This window comes from Gemmatimonadota bacterium, assembly GCA_026705765.1.
GTDB lineage: Bacteria > Latescibacterota > UBA2968 > UBA2968 > UBA2968 > VXRD01.
The window spans coordinates 1-23,751 of the sequence record JAPPAB010000076.1; the positions used below are offsets into that span (position 1 = coordinate 1).

The 23,751-nt window shown below is 50.7% G+C and carries 18 protein-coding genes; 1 reads left to right on the forward strand and 17 read right to left on the reverse strand.

Annotated features, from left to right (window positions below):
* From OXH16_09730 to OXH16_09785, 12 genes are all read right to left on the reverse strand, one after another.
* On the reverse strand, positions 1-286 hold a 286-nt coding region (locus OXH16_09730; protein MCY3681667.1), incomplete at its 3' end, for an ATPase.
* Positions 279-1,433, reverse strand: coding sequence for a hypothetical protein (locus OXH16_09735; protein MCY3681668.1), 1,155 nt, complete (start codon positions 1,431-1,433; stop codon positions 279-281). The genes OXH16_09735 and OXH16_09730, both read right to left, overlap by 8 nt.
* A gap of 150 nt (positions 1,434-1,583) precedes the next feature.
* Complete coding sequence (locus tag OXH16_09740) at positions 1,584-2,675, reverse strand: mandelate racemase/muconate lactonizing enzyme family protein (GenBank protein ID MCY3681669.1); 1,092 nt, start codon at positions 2,673-2,675, stop codon at positions 1,584-1,586.
* A 22-nt stretch (positions 2,676-2,697) separates the two neighbouring features.
* Positions 2,698-4,644, reverse strand: a complete 1,947-nt coding sequence (locus OXH16_09745; protein ID MCY3681670.1) for a hypothetical protein — start codon at positions 4,642-4,644, stop codon at positions 2,698-2,700.
* A 252-nt stretch (positions 4,645-4,896) separates the two neighbouring features.
* Positions 4,897-5,841, reverse strand: coding sequence for a D-2-hydroxyacid dehydrogenase (locus tag OXH16_09750; GenBank protein ID MCY3681671.1), 945 nt, complete (start codon positions 5,839-5,841; stop codon positions 4,897-4,899).
* A gap of 14 nt (positions 5,842-5,855) precedes the next feature.
* Entirely contained in the window at positions 5,856-6,752 is an 897-nt protein-coding gene (locus tag OXH16_09755) for a phytanoyl-CoA dioxygenase family protein (GenBank protein ID MCY3681672.1), read from the reverse strand.
* 108 nt (positions 6,753-6,860) lie between these two features.
* Positions 6,861-7,295 carry a VOC family protein gene (locus OXH16_09760; GenBank protein ID MCY3681673.1) on the reverse strand — a complete coding sequence of 145 codons (435 nt, stop codon included), beginning with the start codon at positions 7,293-7,295 and terminating at the stop codon, positions 6,861-6,863.
* 2 nt (positions 7,296-7,297) lie between these two features.
* Positions 7,298-8,431 (reverse strand): right-handed parallel beta-helix repeat-containing protein, encoded by a 1,134-nt coding sequence (locus OXH16_09765; GenBank protein ID MCY3681674.1) that lies wholly within the window; start codon positions 8,429-8,431, stop codon positions 7,298-7,300.
* Positions 8,432-8,446: 15 nt separating this feature from the next.
* On the reverse strand, positions 8,447-9,511 hold the full coding sequence (locus OXH16_09770) for a DNA adenine methylase (GenBank protein MCY3681675.1): 1,065 nt from the start codon (positions 9,509-9,511) through the stop codon (positions 8,447-8,449).
* Positions 9,512-9,867: 356 nt separating this feature from the next.
* On the reverse strand, positions 9,868-10,143 hold the full coding sequence (locus OXH16_09775) for a putative addiction module antidote protein (GenBank protein ID MCY3681676.1): 276 nt from the start codon (positions 10,141-10,143) through the stop codon (positions 9,868-9,870).
* A gap of 9 nt (positions 10,144-10,152) precedes the next feature.
* A complete protein-coding gene (locus tag OXH16_09780) occupies positions 10,153-10,467 on the reverse strand; it encodes a type II toxin-antitoxin system RelE/ParE family toxin (GenBank protein ID MCY3681677.1) in 315 nt (104 codons plus the stop codon).
* A gap of 86 nt (positions 10,468-10,553) precedes the next feature.
* On the reverse strand, positions 10,554-11,543 hold the full coding sequence (locus OXH16_09785) for a Gfo/Idh/MocA family oxidoreductase (protein MCY3681678.1): 990 nt from the start codon (positions 11,541-11,543) through the stop codon (positions 10,554-10,556).
* Between the two features lie 254 nt (positions 11,544-11,797).
* Here OXH16_09785 and OXH16_09790 point away from each other — a divergent pair, with 254 nt between their 5' ends.
* Entirely contained in the window at positions 11,798-13,051 is a 1,254-nt protein-coding gene (locus OXH16_09790; protein MCY3681679.1) for an enolase, read from the forward strand.
* An 87-nt stretch (positions 13,052-13,138) separates the two neighbouring features.
* Here the strand turns inward: OXH16_09790 and OXH16_09795 are convergent, their stop codons facing one another.
* From OXH16_09795 to OXH16_09815, 5 genes are all read right to left on the reverse strand, one after another.
* Positions 13,139-16,324, reverse strand: coding sequence for a TonB-dependent receptor (locus tag OXH16_09795; GenBank protein MCY3681680.1), 3,186 nt, complete (start codon positions 16,322-16,324; stop codon positions 13,139-13,141).
* A gap of 276 nt (positions 16,325-16,600) precedes the next feature.
* A complete protein-coding gene (locus tag OXH16_09800) occupies positions 16,601-18,148 on the reverse strand; it encodes a BCCT family transporter (protein MCY3681681.1) in 1,548 nt (515 codons plus the stop codon).
* 13 nt (positions 18,149-18,161) lie between these two features.
* Complete coding sequence (locus OXH16_09805; GenBank protein MCY3681682.1) at positions 18,162-21,347, reverse strand: TonB-dependent receptor; 3,186 nt, start codon at positions 21,345-21,347, stop codon at positions 18,162-18,164.
* Between the two features lie 11 nt (positions 21,348-21,358).
* On the reverse strand, positions 21,359-22,420 hold the full coding sequence (locus OXH16_09810) for an NAD(P)-dependent oxidoreductase (protein MCY3681683.1): 1,062 nt from the start codon (positions 22,418-22,420) through the stop codon (positions 21,359-21,361).
* A gap of 23 nt (positions 22,421-22,443) precedes the next feature.
* The gene (locus OXH16_09815) at positions 22,444-23,751 is read right to left on the reverse strand and encodes an aspartate kinase (GenBank protein MCY3681684.1); all 1,308 of its coding nucleotides are present in this window, start codon (positions 23,749-23,751) and stop codon (positions 22,444-22,446) included.

Here is a 23,751-nt window from a genome sequence, read left to right on the forward strand (position 1 = left end):
CCTTTTTAAGATCTTCAGGAACATCCTGATCCCTTCTCTGCATTGTATTCATGTAGTCCTCACCTTCGCTGGTTGCCAGAAGACCAGACGGAACAAATTTGGTGATTCTGCCAAGTGAGGCCTCCTGCACATCGCCAAGTTCAATCAACAAAAATTGGCCGAGTTGTGGCTTTTCGAGCATTGTTGCATCGTAAGGAGTTACTATCTCTGCGGCAAATTCGTATCCCCGTTCAGAAAACCCTTTAAACGTTCCCATGAGGTTGGATTTAGCAAACAGTTCAGGCATTTTTATACCTCCTATTTATCAGATCTTGGCTAAGATGCCTCATCCTCAACAATTTCTCCTGGTCTATAGAGGAAAGTTTTTGAGTAATTCCGTTAAATAAAATATCCTGTAATACTGCAACTTCAATTCCACTCACAGATGCAAAGTCATGCGCTTTTTGAATACTTTGTGGGAAGTCCGGTATAGGAAAACCAGGCTGAGCATCATTCAATAATTGACCGATGATCCTGGAAGCATCTTGTGTATCCCATTCTGCTAAATCAACTGGCCATACAGGGCTAAAGGGCTGATCTCCAAATTTAACTAAATACAGTTTTCCCATTGACTGATATAGATATTTTCCATCTTCATTTGGTTCGCTTGTCTCAAGAGTATCTAGCCAAGTCCTATCAAAATTATAACACTTAGATTCTATATCTTTTGGGACTTCTACGTAGCAGGGAAAAGGTCTGCGAAATGTCTCTTCCAATTCCAAAGCAATTGCCAATCTACTCAGCACAGCACTATGTTTAGCAACTCCAACTATGGATATATTTACGTGATTATTCTTTTGTTTTTCACAGACTTCCCTAATTTTTTCATCAATCTTTGGGAATATCTTTCTACTAAAAGATTTCGTTCGCAGCATACCTTCCCTGATTATTATAGTATCTGAGCCCCATTCTTTATGTAGTAACTCATAAAGCACTGCCCACTCTATAATATCCCTATATATTCGCGTTGCACCCGTGCTTTTTCCTGGTTCACCAAGTCCTTTTAGCAAATAAGAAAGTTCAGTAACACTCACACCTAGATCTTCGCAAAGTTTTTTTAGCGGTTCCACCATCAAAGGGTTATTGCTTTCAATTCTTGAATTCAAGCTATCATATTTAGTATTACCCGCAATTGCATCTAATGCACACTGATTACCTCTTGAGTCAACAACTCTTACCAATTCAATGACCGCAGGATTGAAATACAGTCTATTATCTCCACCATCCGCGGAGACAAATGATACGGCATTAGCTGAATACGATCTTATCGGTTTCACTTCATTTTTCAGCGTTCTGGCAAACTCTCGAAACTGTTGCACTATGGGTTCTTCTATCTCATACGCAGCTTGTACCCGTGATTTTATCTGCTCAAAATTGTTTTCTGCTAATGCCATTGACCTTATCCTGACTTATCCTTATTGAAATCACCCTTCGGCTACCTAGCAGATTTGTGATGCCCAACAAGTTATTTGAAAATGAAATAATGTATTTCCGAACACAAAGGACAATCCTTGTTAAACAGATATCCTTTGTTTTATTGTACGTCACACTTTTACTCTATGCTTCTCTACCATCTCGGGATTTAATTCAACGCCGAGGCCCGGGCGATCATTGATGCGAATGCGTCCATTCACAATCTCCTCGCCTGGAATGGTCAGATCTTTTCGCCAGGGAATCTCTCCCCATCCGTATTCCAGAATGACAAACCCCGGTAAAGAAGCCATCGCATGCACACCAGCCGCGATCACAACCGGGCCAAAGGGACCGTGTGGCGCGGTGGGCAGCCCCCAGGCGTGGAGCATATCTCCTATTTTTTTTAACTCGCCGATACCGCCCACAACCGTCACATCGGGCATGGGAATATGCATGCTGAGATTCTCCACCACCTCGACCCAATCTCTCCGCAAAGCCCGCTGCTCGCCTCCCGCGATCGTCAATCCACATCCTTCTTTTACGGCGAGACAATTATCGAGACTCGCTTCGGGTGTGGGTTGCTCAAACCAGAACAGATTGACATCGCGCAATTCCTCCGCGACCTCAATCGCGCCGCGAACCGTGAACTTACTGTGACAATCCACGAGCAAATCGACCTCTGGACCTATGATTTCACGGACCGCCCGCATACACGCAATACCCCTTGCAGCGTCTCTGGCATTGTCGGCACCGCGCACCCCGTCAAAAGGGTCCAACTTGACCGCATCAAACCCCTCTGCCACTGCAGCAGCGGCATTCCTGGCAAATCCCTCGGGAGACCGATCTGTCGTCGCCCGATTGATATTCGCATACAGCCGGATCTCATCTCGGCACGCGCCTCCTAAAAGCGCGTGAACAGGCGCATTGAGCGACTTGCCCAAAATATCCCATAGCGCTTGTTCAAACGCACTCAAGGCGAACAATTCCACCTTTGTGCGTTCTGTGCTTGTATAGCGCGAAACAAAAGCCTCAATCTTTCTCGGATCGCACCCTTTAGCCGATTCACCCAAATCGCGCAAAGCCGCCAACTGCGCCGCATAATTGCTGCCCGAGCGCATCTCCCCTATCCCCTGGATGCCCTCATCTGTGATTACATGAACAAACACCCAATCTCCTCGATGATTGACCTGCACGGCGTCGAGTTCAATACCCGTAATTTTCATTCCAATAACTCCTCGAAAAAGGTTAATCCGAAAACGGAATGCTATGCCCCTGCCCCGGAAACCAGATCATATCGACGACAAACGAAATACCAGCCCCTACAAAATGCCCCATAATAAGCCCAATAAAAAACGGCCGACCCGTGCGATAGGCACGAATGCCGCCAAGCCGCAAAACAATAGACTTGATCGCCCAGGCGAGAAAAATTGCAAAAATGACACTATTCACCGGATAAACCGGCCCGGCAGCAAACCCAATCGGATGCAGCGGCCACCACGAAACCCGATAGCGCAAGATCATCAAGAGCAGTGTTACTGCAGCACCAATACCCATATACATAATGGGCAGCCACTGTAACGCAAAAGGATCTTTTGACTTCTTGACCAGATTATCCCAGGGAAACCGCGCGAGTCCCCCGTGAAAAATACCCCCGTAATTTGCAGCGCCATTCAAATAGCCCATATAAATCGTATAGATAAATGTAGCCACCACCCCTGCGGCCATCGCCAGAACAATGGGAATAATCAACCGCCGCTGATTGACCCGAATAGTATCGTAAAGCTTTACAGAATGGGCAAGCGCGGGCATAATCGTGGTTTTGGTATCGCTGCACCATGAATACGAAAGCGCGATAGAAACCTGCGTCTGTTGCGAAAGTACATCCGACCCCATCACAAACATGGCAAAAGGTTGCGGCATCAGAGGGGCGCGAATAGAAATCAGACCAGTCTCTGCAATAACCCGCGTAATTCCCAGATACATGACCAGAGCACCAAAAAGAAAAATCGGGATATACTTAAACGCCATGCCCGTTGCCAAATGCCAGACGACCAGATAGGCAGAACAGGCTATAATGCCAAAAACCGCTGTGCGATACGAAACGATCTCATCGGAATCATCAACCGAATCATCGCGATAAAATGCCTTGCGAAAAACCCCGCGCAAATGCCCGCGCGCCATCCAGAAGCCAACGAGTATCACCACAATAAATGCCCCCATGGATTGCGCGCCCATCGCCAGCGGTCCTGTGGAATACTCTTCATCTGTACCGGCTTTTAGACCAAAGCGGTTAAAAAAACCATTTTCCAGATTGGTCAAAACATTGAACACCCACAGGCTCAGCGAAATATCCAGATTGATAAAATACCCAAAGCCCACAACCATCAGATATAGACGCACGGGAATCGGGGGAAATTCGCGCCCAAACTGAATACCCCCAAAGCGCCATGGAATCGTAGGAAAGGTCGGACTGAAATAGGAAATGACATTCCAGAGGATAATGCACAACGTCAGACTGAAGCCCGCCCAGAACAACGGGTTATTCATAATGGGAATTGGAAAAAAGCCCTTTCGTTTGTCCTCCTCCATCACGGCTAACGGCATTTCCATCAGCGGATAATCAATGCGCTCGTGCTCTATCCACTGCTTTCGCAGAATGACCATCAGAAAAAGACAGCAACCATAAAAAGCCGCAATCACAGTCATCCACCAGAACACGGGCACAATCCACGCATCCCACGGCACGGAAACCCCGCGCGGTAGCCCTTCAAAAAACCACCGCAGGGGTTCGCCCGCGGGCAGGATAGACCACTCTGGCAAATAGGGTTCGTAATAGGTCGCCCACTGATTCTCGGGCGTTGCCAGATAGTACGGCACCGTAAAATTGGCGATCAATTTCCCGACAAAATACGTGGGCATAGTCGCGCCAATCAATGCCATAGTAAACATGACAATAAGCTCGCCCCGACTCAGCTTGAGCGGACGCAAAAGCACGAGCGCGATCACAACAATGGGAAAAACAGCAGCGACTGAAAGATGGTTTTGGTCCAACCTCGTGGTGTGAAGAATAAATCTCGCGTACGACCCGGCAATCGTCGCCATCGCCGTGAGAAAAGTACCCAAAACGAGTGCGCGGAACGTCACGGCAGGTCTGGCAGATTCAGGAACAACAGCTTCTCTTGCTAAAGCCACTCAAAAACCTCCTTCTTACCTTTCTGACCGCCTAATATAACGCCTTACAAGGGTGCTGCCACACAAAAAACGCCCTTCTCCCGATTCGGTGATCCCAACACAGGGATTCCTACTTGAGAGAAGGGCACATGACCTCGAGTCACCCTTGCCCGAGACCATTAAATAATAGAATTATACTGAGTAATACACTTCTGTATCAGTTTCGTTGTAAATATCAATATATTTGTAACATTGTGTCAAGAGAAAACGTATTCAATACCCCTTATTTTTGTCGATCACACTCAGCATATCTTCCCCATTCAGAAAACGCCGCAAGTTTTCGCAGAACAGATTCACAATGCGATCCTGCCTATTGGGAGACCCTCCCGCAGTATGCGGTGTGATAATAACATTGGGCATATGCCACAGCGGATGATCGTCCGGCAATGGCTCTTGTGGCGTCACATCTAACCCCGCCCCGGCAATCTGTCCGGTTTTCAATGCCTCGACCAGGGATGCTTCATCCATAATTTTACCCCGCGTGACATTGACCAGAAGCGCGTGATTCTGCATCTTCTCAAATGCCAGGTGGTCGAAAAGCCCGCGCGTTTCCTCTGTCAATGGACAGCAGACCACCACGATATCAGACGCGGATAAAAGATCGTAAAAACGATCCATCTTCCAGCATGCCTCTACACAGTCTGGCGCCTCGATGTCTTCTGGATCAACAGCTATAATTTTCATGCCAAACGCATGCGCTCGAATTGCCACATCGCATCCCGTGCCACCCAACCCCACAATCCCCATTGTTTTATCGATCAATTCCCACGATGCGTGGCGAATGGGCATACGCTCATTCCAATCAGCCGTTCGGACCGCGCGCGCAATTCCCCGGGTCAACCCCAGCAAAAGAGCCATCGCGTGTTCCGACAAATGAACGCCCACAGTGCCCTTTGCACTCGTCAGAATCACCTCACTATGGACAAACTCTGCATACATCATTCCATCGACACCTGCGCCCCAGGTCTGCACCCACTTCAAGCGTTCGGCGCGTTTGAACATATCGCGACTCATACCCCCAAAAATGATGTCGATTTCGGGCATAATTTCCAGCGCATCATCACTTGACTCGGGGATAATCAGGTCGATATCCCCAACCGACGATTGAATCTGCACCAGATGGTGATCGTCCAGGCGATCATTAATCAATACTTTCACAACAGCCTCCTGCATCAAGCGGATGCCAACTCAAATTTTTCAACGGTGGTCATGCGTTTGCGCCGATGCAACTCAACGTGATCGGGCCAAACGCCATAGTCTCGATCAGAACCCGTTTCCCGATCCAGAAAGAGTGGAAATTCACTGGCTGCGGGCTTGGTCCTCGCATATCCGCCATTATAGCTTCGCATAATAATGCGCTGCTCGCGGTTGAGCGTGGCGAGCCAATCGGGATCGCATTGGTGCCTGTCCGCTTCGCAAATCCACGACGGACAATAAGCCAAAAAGATGTTCTTTCTCACAACATCCGTATTATTGGGCGCCACGCGATGCCAGGTATTGCAGTGCATAAACGTCATCGTGCCGCGCTTTGGACAAATTACTTTTTCGCCGGGAACTTCATCATGGGTATCGTAAAAATCAAAATACTGCCCCTTGTGACTGCCGGGCATATAGACAAAATTTCCCATATCTGGCTCGGGAAGATCAGTCAGCCAATACGCCACTTTGATTTGTATGGGCAAAACCGGTGAAAAAACGCCATAGGGCAAAGCGCGTGCGCCATCGGGATGCCACTTGTTGCGGCTCGTATCGCGGGGGCGCAAGAAAAATTGAGAAATATGGAGCTTTAGCAATTCGCCATACACATCGTGCATAAATCCGATATGCCGAGGATGATCGATCAACTCGGCAAATTCGGGATACCGCTCCACAATATTGTTTGGCCCAAAAAACTTCGAGGAATCGTATTTTTCACTGCGGGCAGCCGCAGCGTCAATCATCTCGATATAGCGATCGCATTCCTCGTCCGTCAACGCGTCTTCCACAACGAGCATGCCATCCTCTTGAAATTCGTCCCACTGATCACGCGCAAACCCCGGCGGCGCCACGCGATAATCCTGTTCTGACATATCAAATCTCCTTTTTTCCGACACAAATAATTAATAATGGGTTTCATAACCTATCTTAACATAATGCAGATGCCATCCTGAGACAAGATAGTATTATCGCCCTACCAGTCAACGCTGCCTCGCCTGAACAAGCTCAATGCTGACGCCATCGGGTGCGGCGATATAGCATATCACACCACCGCTACCGGGAATAAATTCCCATGGCTCAACTGCGAACTCTACCCCCCTATCGCGCAACACTTCGCAATACGCCCGCAAGTCGCCTCGATATGTGAAACCGAAATGATCGGTACCGTATGCGTCATGGCTCGAATAATCCTCAAAATCTCGCATCGGCGCGGGTTTGGACGGATCTTCACCGGGGCGCCTTCCTCGGATCAGAAGCGTCGCTCCTCCGAGGCTCACATTGATCTGCGGCGCAGTGCGAAGCTCGATCTCGCTATTTATCGTCGCGCCCAGTTTATTGACGTACCACGCTGCCGAAGCTTGCGGATCTTCGCTGATAATATGGATGTGGTCAAACGATAGCTTGTTTTCTCCCATCCTCAATTTCCCTCCGGACGAATCAAATTACCCACCTCATGCGAAACCCCGGAATTTTCCATCACATTACCCTGAAGCAAAATCGGACGATTCGTACCGGTCTGGTCATTCACAATCAGTTCCACATTCTGAAAATGATTGCCAGTAACCGCCATACCTGCGCCCGTAAGCCACAGCGGTAGGCGCTCCGCCTCGCTCAGCCCTCGAATCACATTACCCGTAATAGACGTATCAAACCCACGCACATCCATCGCCAGCCCCAGCTTTCCTCCCTGATCCACCATAACAATATTATTGGAAATCACATGCCGCTCGGAATCTGCCCAGGACCGAAAAGCAATATCCAGGTCGCCCCCCTCTCGTACATGCACGACATTATTCGCCATAATAATTGAATTGCCTCGATCCGAACCCACCGCAACATGCGTGCGCCCGGTAATTTCCACAAAATTTCCCATCACAAAACCCGGACCCTCCAGAAGCTCCACCGCATCGGAATGGGCATTGCCCAGATGGTTATTCACCACCCGCATATTGGGACCATCAAGCATAATGCCCAGCCTCTGTGCGTTCAGCACCGTACAATTCTCAATCGTAATATTGTGCGTCGGCTCGGGACAGGACCCACCCGGCTCTGCACAAAATGCTTTAATGCCATTATACTCGAACCGCCCGTGCGAAATATTCACGAACTCCGCCCCATTATACGGATTCTGATCCCGATTCTGATCTACCCAGAGATCCCGAATCACAATATTTCCCACGCCATTTCCTATAATGCGGATCACATTGGTATTCTGATCCGGCGCCAGAATCAACCGCGTGGCTGCACCCTGCCCTATTAGTGTCACATTGCTACGATCAATAATCAATCCCCCGAGCTTGCCCTCCACCTTGCGGATATCATACGTCCCCTCCATCAACGTCACCGTCCCACCAGATGCTGGCAGCGCGTGAATCGCCGAGTAAATCTCCTCCTGATCGCCCACCCCATCGCCCACAAAATCGGCTGCGGCTTTTGATTTTTCCGAAGAACTCTGCGTTGCAACTATCATCGTACTCCCCTGTATTTGAGATGGTTGGTGAACTGCAAAAACCAGCACCCAAAACAACGCAATATATGTGAACCAGCCCATAAAACGTCCTGTACCTCACTGTTTGTTCAGACAAAACAGATACTCTTCTACTTGATCTGCTTTATAAACCCGATTCTCCCGATCTACATCCGCCCGAAAACGCTGGTAATCCCGCGTCATCAAATCCACCTCTCCGTATTGACCCATCGTCTGCAAAATCTCATCCTTACCCATAATCCCCTCGCTATTATAGCTGAGGAATACATACTGCGCCGAAGACTTTTTAACCATATCTTCAAATGCAGGTAACGCCCGCCGCTTCATACAAAAATCCGATTTTTGATCGTCCTGTGGACGCAGCCCCGTCACGCCTTTCAAATCCGGATCATCGTAACGCGCAATCGTCTCCAGCACATGGTAATTCGCACAGTACTGGCGATGATTATAGGGCGGATCCATATACAGCACATCGCAAGGCCGTCTCTCGACCAACTCCTGCCCATTCACATTGTGTACTTCGTGCTCCTCATCGCTCTCGACAATGGCAAGCCGCTTCAATTGCAGGGGCTTCAGCGCACTCTTCTTGATATGTTTCAAAAACGCACCATAGACCGATGCCGTATTTGCAACCCGATCTGCCGCATCGATCAAACTCGCCAAAAGATAAAAGTATTCATCCTCCGTCAGCTTGCCCGCCTGCCACCAGTTTTCAATCTGCATCCGAATCGCATCACACCGCCTGCCATTCTCATCCGAGAAATATTGTCTCTTAAACTCTGTTCCCTCTGTCTCCCCCGGACAATAATTGCGATAGATGAATTCGGATTTTCCGTTCAGGGTATTGAGATATTCCAATACCGTGTCGATTGTATCGCAGGATTGCGTTGCTGGTATCAGATCATTCAGAATCCCACAAAATGAAGGAACGCGATTAATGCCTACAAGTGCGCGATTGAGACAAAAGGAGTAGTATTGGATGTCGTTAGAGATAATCTTAAAACCCTTCTGCTTAAAATGCGCCCCCACAACACCAGTGCCAGCAAAAACATCGCAAAATACCTTACAACCCGCATTTACATTTTTTAAAATACCCTCCTCAAGGAAGTAACGGAGAGAATACTTGCTTCCGATGTAGTTCATGTATCTCTCTTCCGGATGATGGCAACACCCTGTTCACACATTCCCAAACTCCTTAAGCGACACAATCCGCCCGGACTCTGATGAAATACCCATCCCCTCAACCATTGCCACAGTCACCAGATTATTGCGTTCTGAAATTTCAGGCTTGTCACTACCATTGATCTATGGAAAAAAATGGGAATTATATACAAAAGGGGCGGGATTTAAATATGGGAATTATATACAATCTGGATTGCGGCTAACACCCTGCCGCAATGACAGCTCTAAAATCCTTGTTTTGCTGACTGCTGGCCACTAATTGCTTGTTTTTTCACTATTATTCTAAAGTCACACATGACGTTCATGTAAGTAGCTATCTATCGGGTAATAGCAAGGCGAAGGTTCAGGGTATCCAGCACTCTAAAGAGCGTGTCGATCCGTGGGTTGTCCTCATTGGACAGCATGCGGTATAATACCTGCCGCCTCGGACCGCTGGCTTCGGCGATGGAGGATATTTTTTTTGCTCGCACGACATTGTCGAGAGCCCTGGCGAAGTACTTTGGATCATTTTCTTCTAGTGCTACGTTGAGGTATTCAATCAATGCCTCATCGCTGTCGAGAAAATCAATTACGTCGAATTTTTTGAGCTTCATGATACCTCCTTAGATCTTACTCGCCATCTGTTGAGCGCGTTTTATGTCTTGCTGTTGCGTCGTTTTATCGCCACCACAGAGCAGGATCACCACGGTGTTTCGCCGAATCGTGTAGTAGGCGCGGAAGCCCTTGCCGATATGGATTCGAAGCTCGCTGACTCCGCCTCCAACCGATCTGTGGTCTCCAAAGTTGCCGTCTTCGATGCGTTCAATTCGGGAAACAATCGAGGCCCTCGCACGTCGATCGCCAAGTCGCTTGAGCCAATTCTCGAAGACCTCAGTATAGACGATTTCCATAATCGAAATGTCCCTTTTCAAGGACATATTGTCAAATAGATTCTTCCCTGACAGACTCGCGGACATGCGTTCCAGAGAGCCTCGTCCCTTCGACCTGTACCTCAGTAAACCACTCACACATTCACAAACTCTTTGAGCGACACAATCCGCCCGGACTCTGAGGAAATGCCCATCCCCTCGACCATCGCCATAGTCACCAGATTATTGCGTCCTGAAAACTCGGGTTCTTCACCGCCATTTATCCACGCGAGAAATTGATTGACAATCAGATCTGTCGAAGTAGGACCTGTGTCCAGAGGCAATATTTCGGGATCGGCTTTGCGGCGCGTCAAAACGAGATTGCCACCCTCAAGCGAAAGCGTGCCTTCATCCACATCCACCCGGGTTTCGCCACCCGATTTATGCGGTTCAAAAGTCGCAAAATAGGTCGCAGTCGCTCCCCCATCAAATTCCACCCATCCGGAAACACCTGCCCCACCCTTATACGGACTCCAGGGCGGATTAAAGCTATGCGCCCACATTCGCACGGGCAACGCGCCCAAAATATATCGCATAGTATCCAGATCGTGAATGCCTCGCTCCCACAAATAGGAATGATCGTCGTGACCCGAATGGTGTACCCCCTTGCTGCGCCAACCTATCTTGGTAAAAAGCCCAAAACTCGCCTTGCCATACGTCTCTTCTCGCAAGTGGCGCGATAGGGTCATCGTCGCCGGATTGTATTTGGCATTTTGACTCACCCCCACTTTGACCCCCATGCGGTCGGCTTCGTCCACAACGTACTTTGCCGACGCCAGAGTTTTTGTAAACGGCTTTTCGACCAGAACGTGCTTCCCCGCTCTGACCGCTTCCAAAATCATATCCGCGTGGGAATCTGGCGGTGTAATAACGATCACACAATCCGATTCCACATTGTTCATGGCTTGCTCAAGCGTTCTAAAACACCGCGACTCGGGCAAACCCGACACTTCCATAGCGGCATTCATATTGCCTTCGTGAACATCGACAAAAGCCGCACTTTCCACATCATCTCGCTCCGCAAACATAGCAACCGGCCACTTCCCCCTGCCGCCAACACCCAGATGAATACACTGCACTGCCATACATCGCCTCCTTTTAAGAATTAAAAATTGTGAATTAAAAATTAAGGAACGGTGTACAACTGGTCGCTGTTCAGACCAGTTCATTGTCCCACCCTACCACCTAAAATCGGTGCGAACTTAGTTGATTCGTTTACTGAACCCCAATATAAAACCAAATTTTTGACCATGCACGTTTTCTTTCTTCCGTTGTGCTTGACATCGAGTACTATGTGTCATATTGTGCGCTATACACGTCAACCTTTCCGGAGGCAAATATGAAAATCAAAACCATTGAACTCATCAATCTCGACGTCCCCTTCACGCCACACAGCCAGAAACACCTCGGCTACTGGCTTCCCCACTGGCGGATACACCAGATTTGTCATATCACGCTCGAAAATGGCATTGAAGGATGGGGAGAAACCATACCCAACTACACCTGGGCTAAAGTACCAGGCGATATCGAAGACAGAATTGTCGGCAGACCCGCCGCCGAACTGATGTGGGATGACAGTCTCGGTGCTGGCGTACAGATGGCTCTATTTGATGCCATAGCAAAAGCGCAAGGCGTACCCATATACCGTCTTCTGGGCGCAAAAGTGCGCGACTGGTGCCCCATATCCTGGTGGAATATGGACATGCCACCCGAAGGATGGGCAGAAGAGTGTCGGCAAGCCGCCCAGGCGGGATATACCAGTTCAAAACTCAAAGCTCGCCCCTGGTTTGATCTGCACGCAGCCATTCAGGCTGTTCAAAAAGTAGTTCCCCCCGGCTTTCACCTCGACCTCGACTACAACGGCACCCTCGCCAATTCTGCCAATGCAATCCCGCACCTTAGAGAATTGGAAGCCTATCCCGAAGTGGCGATGATCGAAACGCCGATTCCGCAAAACGACGTGGCGGGCAACAAGCAAATCAGAAATCTGATCGCACGGCCGATTGCCATGCACTACAACAATCCACCCATTGAAACGACCATGAAAGAAGATGTCACCGATGGTTTTGTCATCTGTGCAGGTGCCTCGCGCCTTCTCAAACAAGCATCCGTATGCGAGCAATGGAACAAGCCCTTCTGGCTGCAACTCGTCGGCTCGGGTATCACAACAGCCTGGGCAGCGCATCTGGGTGCGGTCCTCCCGCAAGCCAAATGGCCGGCCATTACGTGTATGAACACCTGGGAACATCAACTCATAAAACCCGCGATTGAAGTTCGGGGCGGCTTTTACCGCGTCACTGAAACGCCAGGCCTCGGCGTAGAAATTGATCCCGCCGCATTGGAACAATACGCCGCAGACTATACCTGGGTCGATCCTCCCCGCCACCTCTACGCGTACCGCCGCAAAAGCGGTGAAGTCACCTATTACGCCTGCACGAAACAGGACATGCACCACGTCTATCCCGAAGATTCCCAGCCTATATCAGAGCCCGACTCATCACTCGATGTCATTGAAGACGATGGCACAGAAGCATTTGATAAATTGTACAGCGAATCGCAAAAATCGCCCGTGCGAAAAAAATGTGAGGTATAATGAATTGCTGTACATATTTAAACAAAAAAGCCCGTCATCACACCTGACGGGCTTTCGTATTGTAATCGAGGATGCGCTCTCGGATATTTATAAACTCCCGAATTGATATGTAAGGCCCAGCTTCAACCGCCGCTCTTTGGGATCGTGCGTGAAGCCATCGTAGGCTTGTTCGATATTCACCAGTGGTGGCCTGGTGCCGAGCAGATTTATTCCAGAAAACGCGATGTTCACCCCTCTGGACACATTCCAGAGAAAACTTACATCCCAGGTGACAAACGAATCAATAGTACCGAATAAATTTCTAATTGTCGTATTATCGGAACCCATTGATCCCCGGTCCTCGTAAGACGAAATATAGTTCACATAACTCACCAAACTATAGGTCTTCCAGTGGTAGCCCGCCGATGCCCGCCCCTTCAACTTGGGAAGCGAAGTCGCAATGGGATTGCCAAAATTCAAGTACCCCGCAGCGTCTGCCGCATCCTGGAGCACCAGATTGCCATGCATCAGAGCCTTTGTCTCATACAACAGCGTGTAAGTGCCATCCAGGCTCGCCGCGAATTGCCCTATACCCGCTGGTATCCGCGTACCCAGATGCACATCGATTCCCGACGTCTTGACCCCGGGCCAGTTGACAATATCAACCCGCACCCGCTCGAGTTCTGAAGCTGCGCAGGTGCCAGTGCCTACCCCATCTGGACAGACAATAAATTGCTTCAGGGCACTCTTATTAGCCTCATCGGCATATAAGTCGGTAATTCTGCCATGAGGCATAGCGCCGATGACATCGCTGAAATCGTAGCTCCAATAGTCAAAAGTCGCTTCGAAACCTGCCTCTGTAACCAGCGCGAGACCCGCATTATAGGTAAAAGCCTGTTCTGGTTTGAGGTCCTTACTTCCGATTCGATCCACTGTCTGGTAAGCCCCCGTCTGGTTGATCCACTCGAGTGTCGATAACGGACTTTCATTTACATCGTCCAGCGATGGCGTGCGAAATGTCGTCTGCACCGAGCCGCGCAAAAACGCTGAATGGGTTGGAGACTCCGAGAGTTGCACGCGCCAGCCGAACTTGGGATCAAAACTGCTCGCCACATCGTGGAACTCGTAATTCGCGGCGAGTTGCACATCAACGCGCTCTCCCAGACTCAGGGGAATTTCGCCAAAAAAGCGGTGTACCGTCTGGTCTTCGGAGTACGGCCGATTCACATTCGTGAACGCATAGGGACCGAACTTATCTTCCTCTGAGCACCCCTTATCGCCCGGAACCGGGCATGGGTTGATGGTCACATCACCCGGGTCGTTCGGATCGCCAGTAGCACTGAGCTTGCGGAACTGATATCCGGCGGCATAACTCGCATTGAGCCAGACATTCTCTGTCCATGTTCCCGTCAGCGTCGCATCGGCAACCAGCATATCCGAGGTACTCTGTAGATCGACTTCCTGATTGGCGAGCCATTCCCGCAATTCGGGACTATTCTCAAGACCAGAGCGGTAATCGGGATTCGGCGAGTTCGCAAAATTCGAGCCATGTTGATCCGTGAACTCGATGGCATTGCCGAAGGGGTTGTAGTAATGACAGTCACCCTGGCCGGCTACCTTGCCATTGAGCGGACCGAGCCGCATCCCTGCAAGAGATGTCCGATCTGCCTCCACACCAACGCCGCAATTTGGTCCCCCAAAACCTCGAAAACCGAGGAATAACCGCTCAATGTACACACCCGGCAAATTGTAATTTCCCGCAGTGCGCGAATAAGCAAGCCCCACATCAAAATGGGCATCTCGACCGCCGAACGCCTTAAAATCGCCATTTGCCGAAGCCGCCATGCGCAAAGTGCTGGATTCGCGGCCCAACCTGCGCCCTGGTCCCGAGTTCCCGAATGGTCGTCCATTGAAATACCAGTTCTCGCCACCCTGACATGCGTCGTAATACAGATCGCCGGGATTTGCACCGTAATTCTCGCAAAAAGCCTGCCGCCCCGGGTGGTCGGGCGCGACTTCCATAATGCTCGTATCTGTCAGTGGGAACGGAGGATACGAAGGCGTCGTGTACCAATTGGGAATCTCGGCCTTAGCCCAAAGGCCCTCGACGTGGTAATCCGTACCATTGTCCAGAGTACCATTGATCTCGGCAAAAGCGCGCATATGACTCATTTCTTCGACCAGATTCTCATACTGCTGATAGCGGAAGCGACAAGTCCAGGATTCCCGGAAACCGCCAAACTCCTCACAACGAGGGGCGTGGATAGCTGCTGTCCAGGGAGCTGGGGCACCAATGGCAAAGGTACCGGGATTCCCCAAACTCGACCATCCAAGGCGTTGCCCACCGCCGTGCCACGGCTGCAACAGGTAGTCTCTCTCTGTAGAAGGTAGCTCCTGGCGCCCCATCCATTCCGCAGAAATAACCGCATGGGCATTGCCGAGTTTTTTACCCCATATCGCGCCTATATTTGTATCGCCAGCACCAGCGATATATTCGTGGGCGCCTGAGACTTCAAAACCCTCAAAATCGGATCGGGTCAAAAAATTGGCGACGCCAGCCACTGCATCCGATCCATATATAGCCGAGGCTCCCTCCTTGAGCACCTCAATCCGGTCGATGGCAATAGAGGGAATAACATTCACATCGACAAAGCGTCCACCAATCAAGCGCGCCGGAACATAGGTCTGTCGGCGACTATTGATCAAAACCAGCGTCCTTGAAGCTCCCAACCCACGCAGGTTCACATTGGCAATGCTCTCTGTAAGGGTGGCAGCCTGACCCGCATTATACCAACTACTCCGCTCGCCGATCACGCCGTGACTCGCACCCAGATGCTTGAAGAAATCAACAGCCTGCGGAGACCCCTGTTCCGCCATCTTTTCACGCCCAACCACTGCAACCGCATACGTCATGCTGATGGGCGCCTCCTTAAATGCCGTACCCGTCACCACCACTTCATCCAGGTAGAGCGCAGAGGGATTTATCTGCAACGCAACCGTCACAGTCTCTCCAGCCGTCACCGTAATCGCTACTGTCGCGCTCGCATAGCCGATCAGATCGGCTCTCAGTTCGTGCGCGCCAGAAGGCACATTTGGAATGGTAAATCGGCCTTGCTCATCCGACACTACACCCAGTTTCAAAATCGGAATATGGACCTGAACCGCTTCCAATTTCTCTCCGCTTGCAGCGTCGGTCACTGTGCCGGTGATCGTGCCAACAGATTGCGCATGGACCACACCAGAAAGCAATCCTACACATACCAGTACCGGAATATACCTGCTCAAGAATTTCATTGGTCCTCACTTTTTTATGTTTTTATCGCAATACTTCGGATATTAGGGATTTTTTGAAATTAATAGCGGTGTGAACACAATTCAAGATGCGATGGCCTTGATAAAATGGACGATATATAGTCCTGAAAATAATATATCGTCCTTAGTATAAGGGAACAAGACCTATTTTTAGTGCAATAGTCGAGGTGGTTAGCCAGCGATAAAAACATCTTGAATGATATTAAAATTCTCTCAATCTCAAATTCTTGCCCGGAAATGTTGCACTGTTTAAGACTCTCATCCGCGCGATTCCCGCACTTCGCTGCGAAGCCCCATCCACACACAGACAGCCATTCCCAATAGCACAATAGCAAATGGAAAACCAGTAGTGAGCGAGGCCGCTTGCAACGCACTCAAGCCCCCACCAAGCAGAAGTGCTATGGCGACCAACCCCTCAATCGTACACCAGAAAACGCGCTGAGCAACTGGCGCATCAACCTTGCCCCCGGCTGCAATAGTGTCAAGAATCAACGATCCGGAGTCCGACGAAGTAACGAAAAACACGACGGTCAGAAGCATCGCCACAGATGAAAGCAGTGTCGCCATCGGCAACTTATCAAACATTTTGAACAATGCGATTTCGAGCTTCCACGCCTCGACATTCTCAGTTACACCGGTATAGCCATCAACGATGTGCTGGTAGAATGCCGTGCCACTAAAAGTGCCGAACCACAGCAGGCATAAAAGCATTGGCACCAGAAGCACAGAGACGACAAATTCGCGCACTGTGCGCCCCTTTGAAATGCGGGCGATGAACGTACCGACAAACGGTGCCCAGGCAAACCACCAGGCCCAGTAGAAAGTCGTCCAGTCTCGCACAAAGGCGACATCCTCCCGCCCAATCCAATTGCTGAGCGGTACAACCTGCGCGAAATAACTGCCGAGACCAGCGTAGATACTGCGAAAAATGTAGAGCGTTGGACCGAGCGAGATAACAGTCAATAACAACAAAAACGCGAGAATGATATTGAACTGGCTCAAACGCTTAATACCGACATTAATACCCGTCAGCACCGATATAAGTGCAATGGACGTAATCACCACAATTAACACCACCATAGTGGTATTGTTCGTGGGAATATCAAACAGATAGTTTAATCCGGAAGTAACCTGCTGAACCCCCAGACCGAGGGAGGTCGCAAGCCCAAACAATCCCGCGAATATGGCGAACGTATCGATAATATGTCCGGGCCAGCCCCAGACGCGGTCACCAAATAATGGATAGAACGCCGAGCGAATGGTGAGGGGCAATCCCCTGTTGTACGCAAAGTAACCCAGGGCAAGCCCAACGACGCCGTAGATTGCCCAACCGTGTAGCCCCCAATGAAAAACCGTCGCCGCTATCCCTACGGCAACGGCATCCTCAGTTCCTGGCGTAATGCCGAGTGGTGGATTTTGATAGTAATACACCGGCTCTGCCACCCCAAAAAACAGCAACCCTATGCCCACGCCAGCCGCAAAGAGCATGGCAAGATAGGTTAAATAGGTGTATTCGGGTTTTGCATCTACGCCGCCCAGGCGCACCTTTCCAAGAGGCGATAGCGCCACATAAAAGCAAAAGAGCACGACGAGATTGGCAGCAATAATAAAAAACCAATCGAGGTTCGCAGTGAGCCACTCGCGGATATTTTTAAACCCTTCAGTTGCGGCTTCCTGAAAAACAAGAGCGCCAGTGACAAATGCGACAATGGTAATACCGGCAATCACAAACACTGGCGTCAGGTAGATATCCAAACCGAATAGCCTGCGATATTCTCTATCATGTAATCCTTCATGTATTTGCAAAACTTTCCTTCCGTCAACGTCCGAATTGATATGTCACCGCCAACTTCAACTGCCGACCTTTGGGATCGTGCGTAAAACCATCGTAGGCTTGTTCCACATTGACCAGTGGCGGCCTGGTATCGAGCAAATTTCGCCCGGAGATGGCGATGTTGATGCCTTTGGACAAATTCCACAAAAAGCTGGCATCCCATGTGACAAAAGCGTCTATAATGGGAAATAAATCTTCCGACGCCCGATCTTCATAAGACGAAATATAGTTCAAGTAGCTGACCATGCTGTAGTGTTTATAGTGATAGGCTGCGGATATCCGACTCTTCAATTTGGGCAAAGATGTCACGAGGGGATTGTCGAAGTTCAGGTAGCCCACGGCGTCCAGTTCGGGTTGGAGCTCCAAATCGTCCAGCATCAGAGCCTTTGTTTGGTACTCGAGCGTATAAGTGCCGTCCAGGCTGGCTGTAAATTGTCCCGGTCCCGCCTGCATCCGGGTGCTCAAATACACGTCGAATCCCGAAGTCTTGATCCCCGGCCAATTGACGAGATCAATGAGTATCCGATCGAGTTCTGCAGCCGTACAGGTACCGGTGCCAATACCATCTGGACATACGATGTATTGCTTCACCAAATCTCTGGTCGCGGCTTCGTCATAGAGGTTGACAATTGCACTGTGGGGCATGGCGCCGATCACATCGCTGAAATCGTAGTGCCAGTAATCCAGCGTTGCTTCAAAGCCAGCTTCTGTATTTAAAGCAAGGCCCGCATTATACGTGAACGCCTGCTCGGGCTTGAGATCGGGGCTACCAATTCTATCTACCCCACGGTATGTACTCGTTTGCGGCACCCATTCGAGCGTTGTCAGCGGGCTTTCATTGACATCGTCCAGCGATGGCGTGCGAAAAGACGTCTGCACCGAGCCACGCAGAAACGCGGAATGGGTCGGAGATTCCGAGAGTTGATAGCGCCATCCAAATTTGGGATCAAAACTGCTCGCCACATCGTGGAACTCGTAGTTCGCAGCGAGTTGCAAATCAACGCGCTCTCCCAGGCTCAGGGGTATTTCGCCAAAAAAGCGATGTACCGTCTGATCTGCCTCATAAGGTCGATGCACATTCGTGAAAACATAGGGACCGAACTTATCGCGTTCAGTACATCCCCTATCGCCTGCAACCGGGCAGGGATTGATGGTGACATCGCCCGCGTCATTGGGATCGCCAACCGCGCTGATTCGGCGAAACTGATATCCGGCGGCATAACTCGCGTTGAGCCAGACATTTTCCGTCCACGTCCCAGTCAGCGTCGCATCGGCAACGATCATATCCGCCGTGCTCTCCAAATTGACTTCCTCTGCGCCGAGCCATTCCCGCAGTTCGGGGCTGTTTGCAAGTTCGGGGCGATATTCCGGATTGCGCTGATCCAGGTATAAGGCGCCAGGTTGGGCGGAATACTCAATGGCATTATTAAAAGGATTGAAATACATACAGTTGCCCTGCCCCGGCACTTTGCCACTGAGGGTGCTCGGGTCCAGTCTCATTTTGGCGTCACTCGAAGCATCTGCGATCACGCCCACGCCGCAATCCGGTCCGCCGTAACCTCGAAAGGCGAGGAACAGGCGTTCGTTGTAGATGCCCGGCAGATTCATGTTCCCCGAGGTGTGGGAATAGGAAAGACCCACGTCAAAACTGGCGTCCCGACCACCAAATGCTTTGAAATCGCGGTCTGCAGAAGCGGCTACGCGCCAGGTGCGAGACTGGCGCGCCAGCGTGCGCCCGGGGCCTGAATTGCCAAACGTGCGCCCATTAAAATACCAGTTCGTCTCTTCATCGGCGCAGGCTTCGGCTACTTTGTCCGCATCGTAAGAACCGCTTCCTGCGTAGTTTCCCTGGTCCTCGCAAAATGCCCGCCGCCCTGGGTGGTCGGGCGCAACCTCCATGATGGTCGTGTGAAACAGAGGGATGGGCGGGTAAGAAGGCGTTGTGAGCCAATCGGGAATCTCGGATTCAGACAGCAACCCTTCAATGTGGTAATTCGCGCCATTGTCCAGAGAACCGTTGATCTCGGCAAAAGCGCGGATATATTGCTTTTTATCGATCAGATTGTCCCAGGGTTGATAGCGGAAGCGGCACGTCCAACTCAATTCCACCCCCCCAAATTCCTCACAGCGGCGGTCGTGGATATCCGCGGTCCATATGGCCGGCGCCCCAAGTGTGAAGACGCCGGGATTCCCAATGCCAGACCATCCCCCGCGCTGCCCACCACCGTGCCAGGGCAGCAACAGATAGTCTCTTTCTTCGGTCGCCAACTGCTGCTGACCGCTCCATTCTGCCGAAATCACGGCATGGGCATTGCCGAATTTGCCGCCCCATATCGCGCCAAAATTCGTATCGCCAGCACCGGCGAAATAATTGTGGGCAGCCGAGACCTCAAAGCCCTCAAAATCGGCGCGAGTCAAGAAGTTAGCAACGCCAGCCACAGCGTCCGATCCGTAGATCGCCCCCGCGCCTTCCTTGAGCACTTCGATGCGGTCAATAGCTATCGAAGGCATCGCATTTACATCTACGAAGCGCCCCCCGATCAAGCGCGCAGGAACATAGACCTGACGCTGACCATTGAACAACACCAGGGTGCGCGAAGCTCCCAGACCACGCAGGTTCACATTGGCGATGTTCTCTGGAAGTGTAGTGGCTTGACCGGCATTATACCAACTGTTTCGCTCTCCGATCACGCCGTGACTCGCACCCAGATTCTTGAAGAAATCAACCGCCTGTGGAGACCCCTGTTCTGCCATCTTTTCTCGCCCGACCACAGCGACCGCATAGGTCAAACTGATGGGCGATTCCTTAAATGCCGTACCCGTCACCACCACTTCATCGAGGTAAAGCGCGGACAACGCCATCTGCAAAGCAACCGTCGTCGTCTGTTCCCCAGTCACAGTAACCGCTACTGTCGCACTCGCATAGCCGATCAAATCGGCCTTCAGCTGATATGTGCCAACAGGCACATTTTGAATAGTAAAGCGGCCTTGCTCATCCGACACGGTGCCCAATTTCAAGGTTGGAATATGAACCTGCACCGCTTCCAACTTCTCTCCACTTGTAGCATCGGTCACTGTGCCAGTAACATTTCCAACAGATTGAGCCTCGCTCAGGCCAAAAGGCAATCCCGTGCACACCAGAATCGGAATAAACCTGCGCCAAAAAGTCATAGGACCTCCCATTATGCGGGATTTCGTCCGTATCGCACACCTGTGGGAACAACATCTGTATCTTTGCCTTCTTGCATCGCCAGAGCCGTATTCAGCGTGCTCCACAAGTCGTGCTCGGCGCGATAGCCGAGCAAATTTTGGGTTTTTGTCCGATCAAATTCAAAAAAATTCGGCGCAGGCATGATCGCTTCTGTATAGCCTACACCGAGATAATCGGCAACTTTTGGGACATCGTCTTCCCACACGATGAGCATTCCGCCCAGGGTAAATGCCTCGCCCACGGCTTCATCGCGGTCCAAACTCAGAGAAAGGCCGAGGGCGATATCCCGCACATCTGCCCACTCCTGCTTAAAACTCCTGCCATCGGGGCACCTGCTAACCAAAACCCGCGCGCCACCTCCCCATGCTTTTTCCATAGACGCGAGTTGCGCCCTCTGTTCATCTGTGGGGTTTTTCTGGCGTCGCAATCGTTCGAGCGGAGGTCTGAGGGTACAAAATTTGGGGACACCATCTTCGGTCAAAAATTCACTCGGTTCAAAAATAGTCGCAAACCGACACACAACGCTCGGAACGCCGTATTGAACGTGGTAATTCATCACCAGTTCTTCGCCGATCCACTTAGTCAAAAAATAGGGCATCGCTTTAGTCGCGCTGACCATATCTTCGGAAATTGGCTGCTCGAATAAACGCCCGGCCTCGTCAACCTTCCAGTATATCGCTTCTGTACAGGCATAGACAAAACGCTGCAAATTGGGGACTTTCTCTCGCACAGCTTCGAGTAGATGGAGTGTGCCCAGCCCATTGATCTGCAAATATTCGATATGGCTATGCGGACTTGCAAAAGCCGCTGCCAGGTGATATACGGCATCCACACCCTCAACCGCACGAGATACCGCCTCGTAATCGCGCAAGTCGCCTTCTACGACTTCGACTTCATCAATGCCTTTCCACTTGCCCGCCCGACTGGCATCACCGGGATAGACAAAGCCGCGTATGTCGTGGCCTTTGGCGAGCAAACGCTTGACCAGATTGCCCCCTACTCTTCCGTGTGATCCCGTCACGAGAATCTTCATAAATCCCTCCCTGGTAGCTCACCCTATTTTACAAAAGCGCGATAAATAGCGACCAGTGCTGTCTCGAGATCGGCTTCTTCGACTCCCACAATAATATTGATCTCTGAGGCCCCCTGATCAATCACCCGCACATTCACACCTGCATCTGCCAGCGCAGTAAACAGACGCGCAGCAATGCCAACCCTGTGCGACATTCCCTCCCCAACTGTCGCAATCAGCGCAAGTCCGTGGATCAGTTCGACTCGGTCAGGCTCGATAATGCGTTGAATGTCTTCGACGAGAAGTTCGCCCTTGCCATCCAATTGCTCATCCTGTATGATCACCGACATTGTATCGATGCCAGATGGCGTGTGGTCATAACTGATTCCGTGTCGTGCGACCACCTCCAGGACCTGCTGCCCAAACCCCGTCATCTGATTCATTAGATCTTTTTCAATAAATAGCATACTAAAATTGGGACGCCCCGCAACCCCGGCGATCATGCGCTCTGTAAGCTCTCGACCAGGCAAAATCAGCGTGCCGGCATCCTCTGGCCGATTGGTATTGCGTATGTGAATGGGAATCTCGGCTGTGCGCACTGGGAACATCGCCTCGTCGTGCAAAACATCGGCCCCCATATAGGCCAACTCGCGCATCTCGCGATATGTAATCTCCTCTACGGGCAATGGATTGGGCACCAGGCGGGGATCGGCCATGAGCAATCCGGATACATCCGTCCAATTTTCGTACACTCCTGCCCCAACTGCGCGGGCGACAATCGCACCGGTAATATCCGAGCCACCGCGAGAAAATGTCACGATCTCGCCCTTTGCATCCGCACCGTAAAATCCCGGAATAACATAGAGCCGCTCGTCTAAAAGATGCGACCTCAGTCGCCGATATGAATCGCTATCGAGGCGTCCATCAGTCCGAAAGAGAATCGCCTCGGCGGGATCGACAAACGCAGCGCCCAAAACATCGGCCAAAATGCGCCCGCACAAATACTCGCCGCGCGACGCCACGTAATCTCGCCCAGCGCCATCCGCTATTCTGCTCTCGACTTCAGCGAGTAATCCCTCCATATCAATCGACACACTAAGAGCCTTTGAGAGATCCAAATAACGCGTACTGATCTTGTTAAAAGGCTCTGAAAAATCGACATTTTGTCTCGCGAGTTCGTGGCACAGATAGAGCAAATCAGTAATTTTTGTATCGTCATCAGACCGCTTACCCGGTGCGGAAGGCACGACTAAACAGCGGCGTTCATCGCTCCGCACGATAGACACGACCTTCTCGACCTGTGCGGCATCAGCAACCGATGAACCACCAAATTTACAAACAATTTTTTTCAT

What these genes read in the sequence shown, in the direction of transcription:
- OXH16_09775 (MCY3681676.1), bottom strand. Translation starts at nt 10,143, where the DNA reads ATGAAGCTCAAAAAATTCGACGTAATTGATTTTCTCGACAGCGATGAG.
- OXH16_09755 (MCY3681672.1), bottom strand. Translation starts at nt 6,752, where the DNA reads ATGTCAGAACAGGATTATCGCGTGGCGCCGCCGGGGTTTGCGCGTGAT.
- OXH16_09760 (MCY3681673.1), bottom strand. Translation starts at nt 7,295, where the DNA reads ATGGGAGAAAACAAGCTATCGTTTGACCACATCCATATTATCAGCGAA.
- OXH16_09805 (MCY3681682.1), bottom strand. Translation starts at nt 21,347, where the DNA reads ATGACTTTTTGGCGCAGGTTTATTCCGATTCTGGTGTGCACGGGATTG.
- OXH16_09780 (MCY3681677.1), bottom strand. Translation starts at nt 10,467, where the DNA reads ATGTCCTTGAAAAGGGACATTTCGATTATGGAAATCGTCTATACTGAG.
- OXH16_09790 (MCY3681679.1), top strand. Translation starts at nt 11,798, where the DNA reads ATGAAAATCAAAACCATTGAACTCATCAATCTCGACGTCCCCTTCACG.
- OXH16_09785 (MCY3681678.1), bottom strand. Translation starts at nt 11,543, where the DNA reads ATGGCAGTGCAGTGTATTCATCTGGGTGTTGGCGGCAGGGGGAAGTGG.
- OXH16_09795 (MCY3681680.1), bottom strand. Translation starts at nt 16,324, where the DNA reads ATGAAATTCTTGAGCAGGTATATTCCGGTACTGGTATGTGTAGGATTG.
- OXH16_09765 (MCY3681674.1), bottom strand. Translation starts at nt 8,431, where the DNA reads ATGGGCTGGTTCACATATATTGCGTTGTTTTGGGTGCTGGTTTTTGCA.
- OXH16_09735 (MCY3681668.1), bottom strand. Translation starts at nt 1,433, where the DNA reads ATGGCATTAGCAGAAAACAATTTTGAGCAGATAAAATCACGGGTACAA.
- OXH16_09810 (MCY3681683.1), bottom strand. Translation starts at nt 22,420, where the DNA reads ATGAAGATTCTCGTGACGGGATCACACGGAAGAGTAGGGGGCAATCTG.
- OXH16_09815 (MCY3681684.1), bottom strand. Translation starts at nt 23,751, where the DNA reads ATGAAAAAAATTGTTTGTAAATTTGGTGGTTCATCGGTTGCTGATGCC.
- OXH16_09740 (MCY3681669.1), bottom strand. Translation starts at nt 2,675, where the DNA reads ATGAAAATTACGGGTATTGAACTCGACGCCGTGCAGGTCAATCATCGA.
- OXH16_09770 (MCY3681675.1), bottom strand. Translation starts at nt 9,511, where the DNA reads ATGAACTACATCGGAAGCAAGTATTCTCTCCGTTACTTCCTTGAGGAG.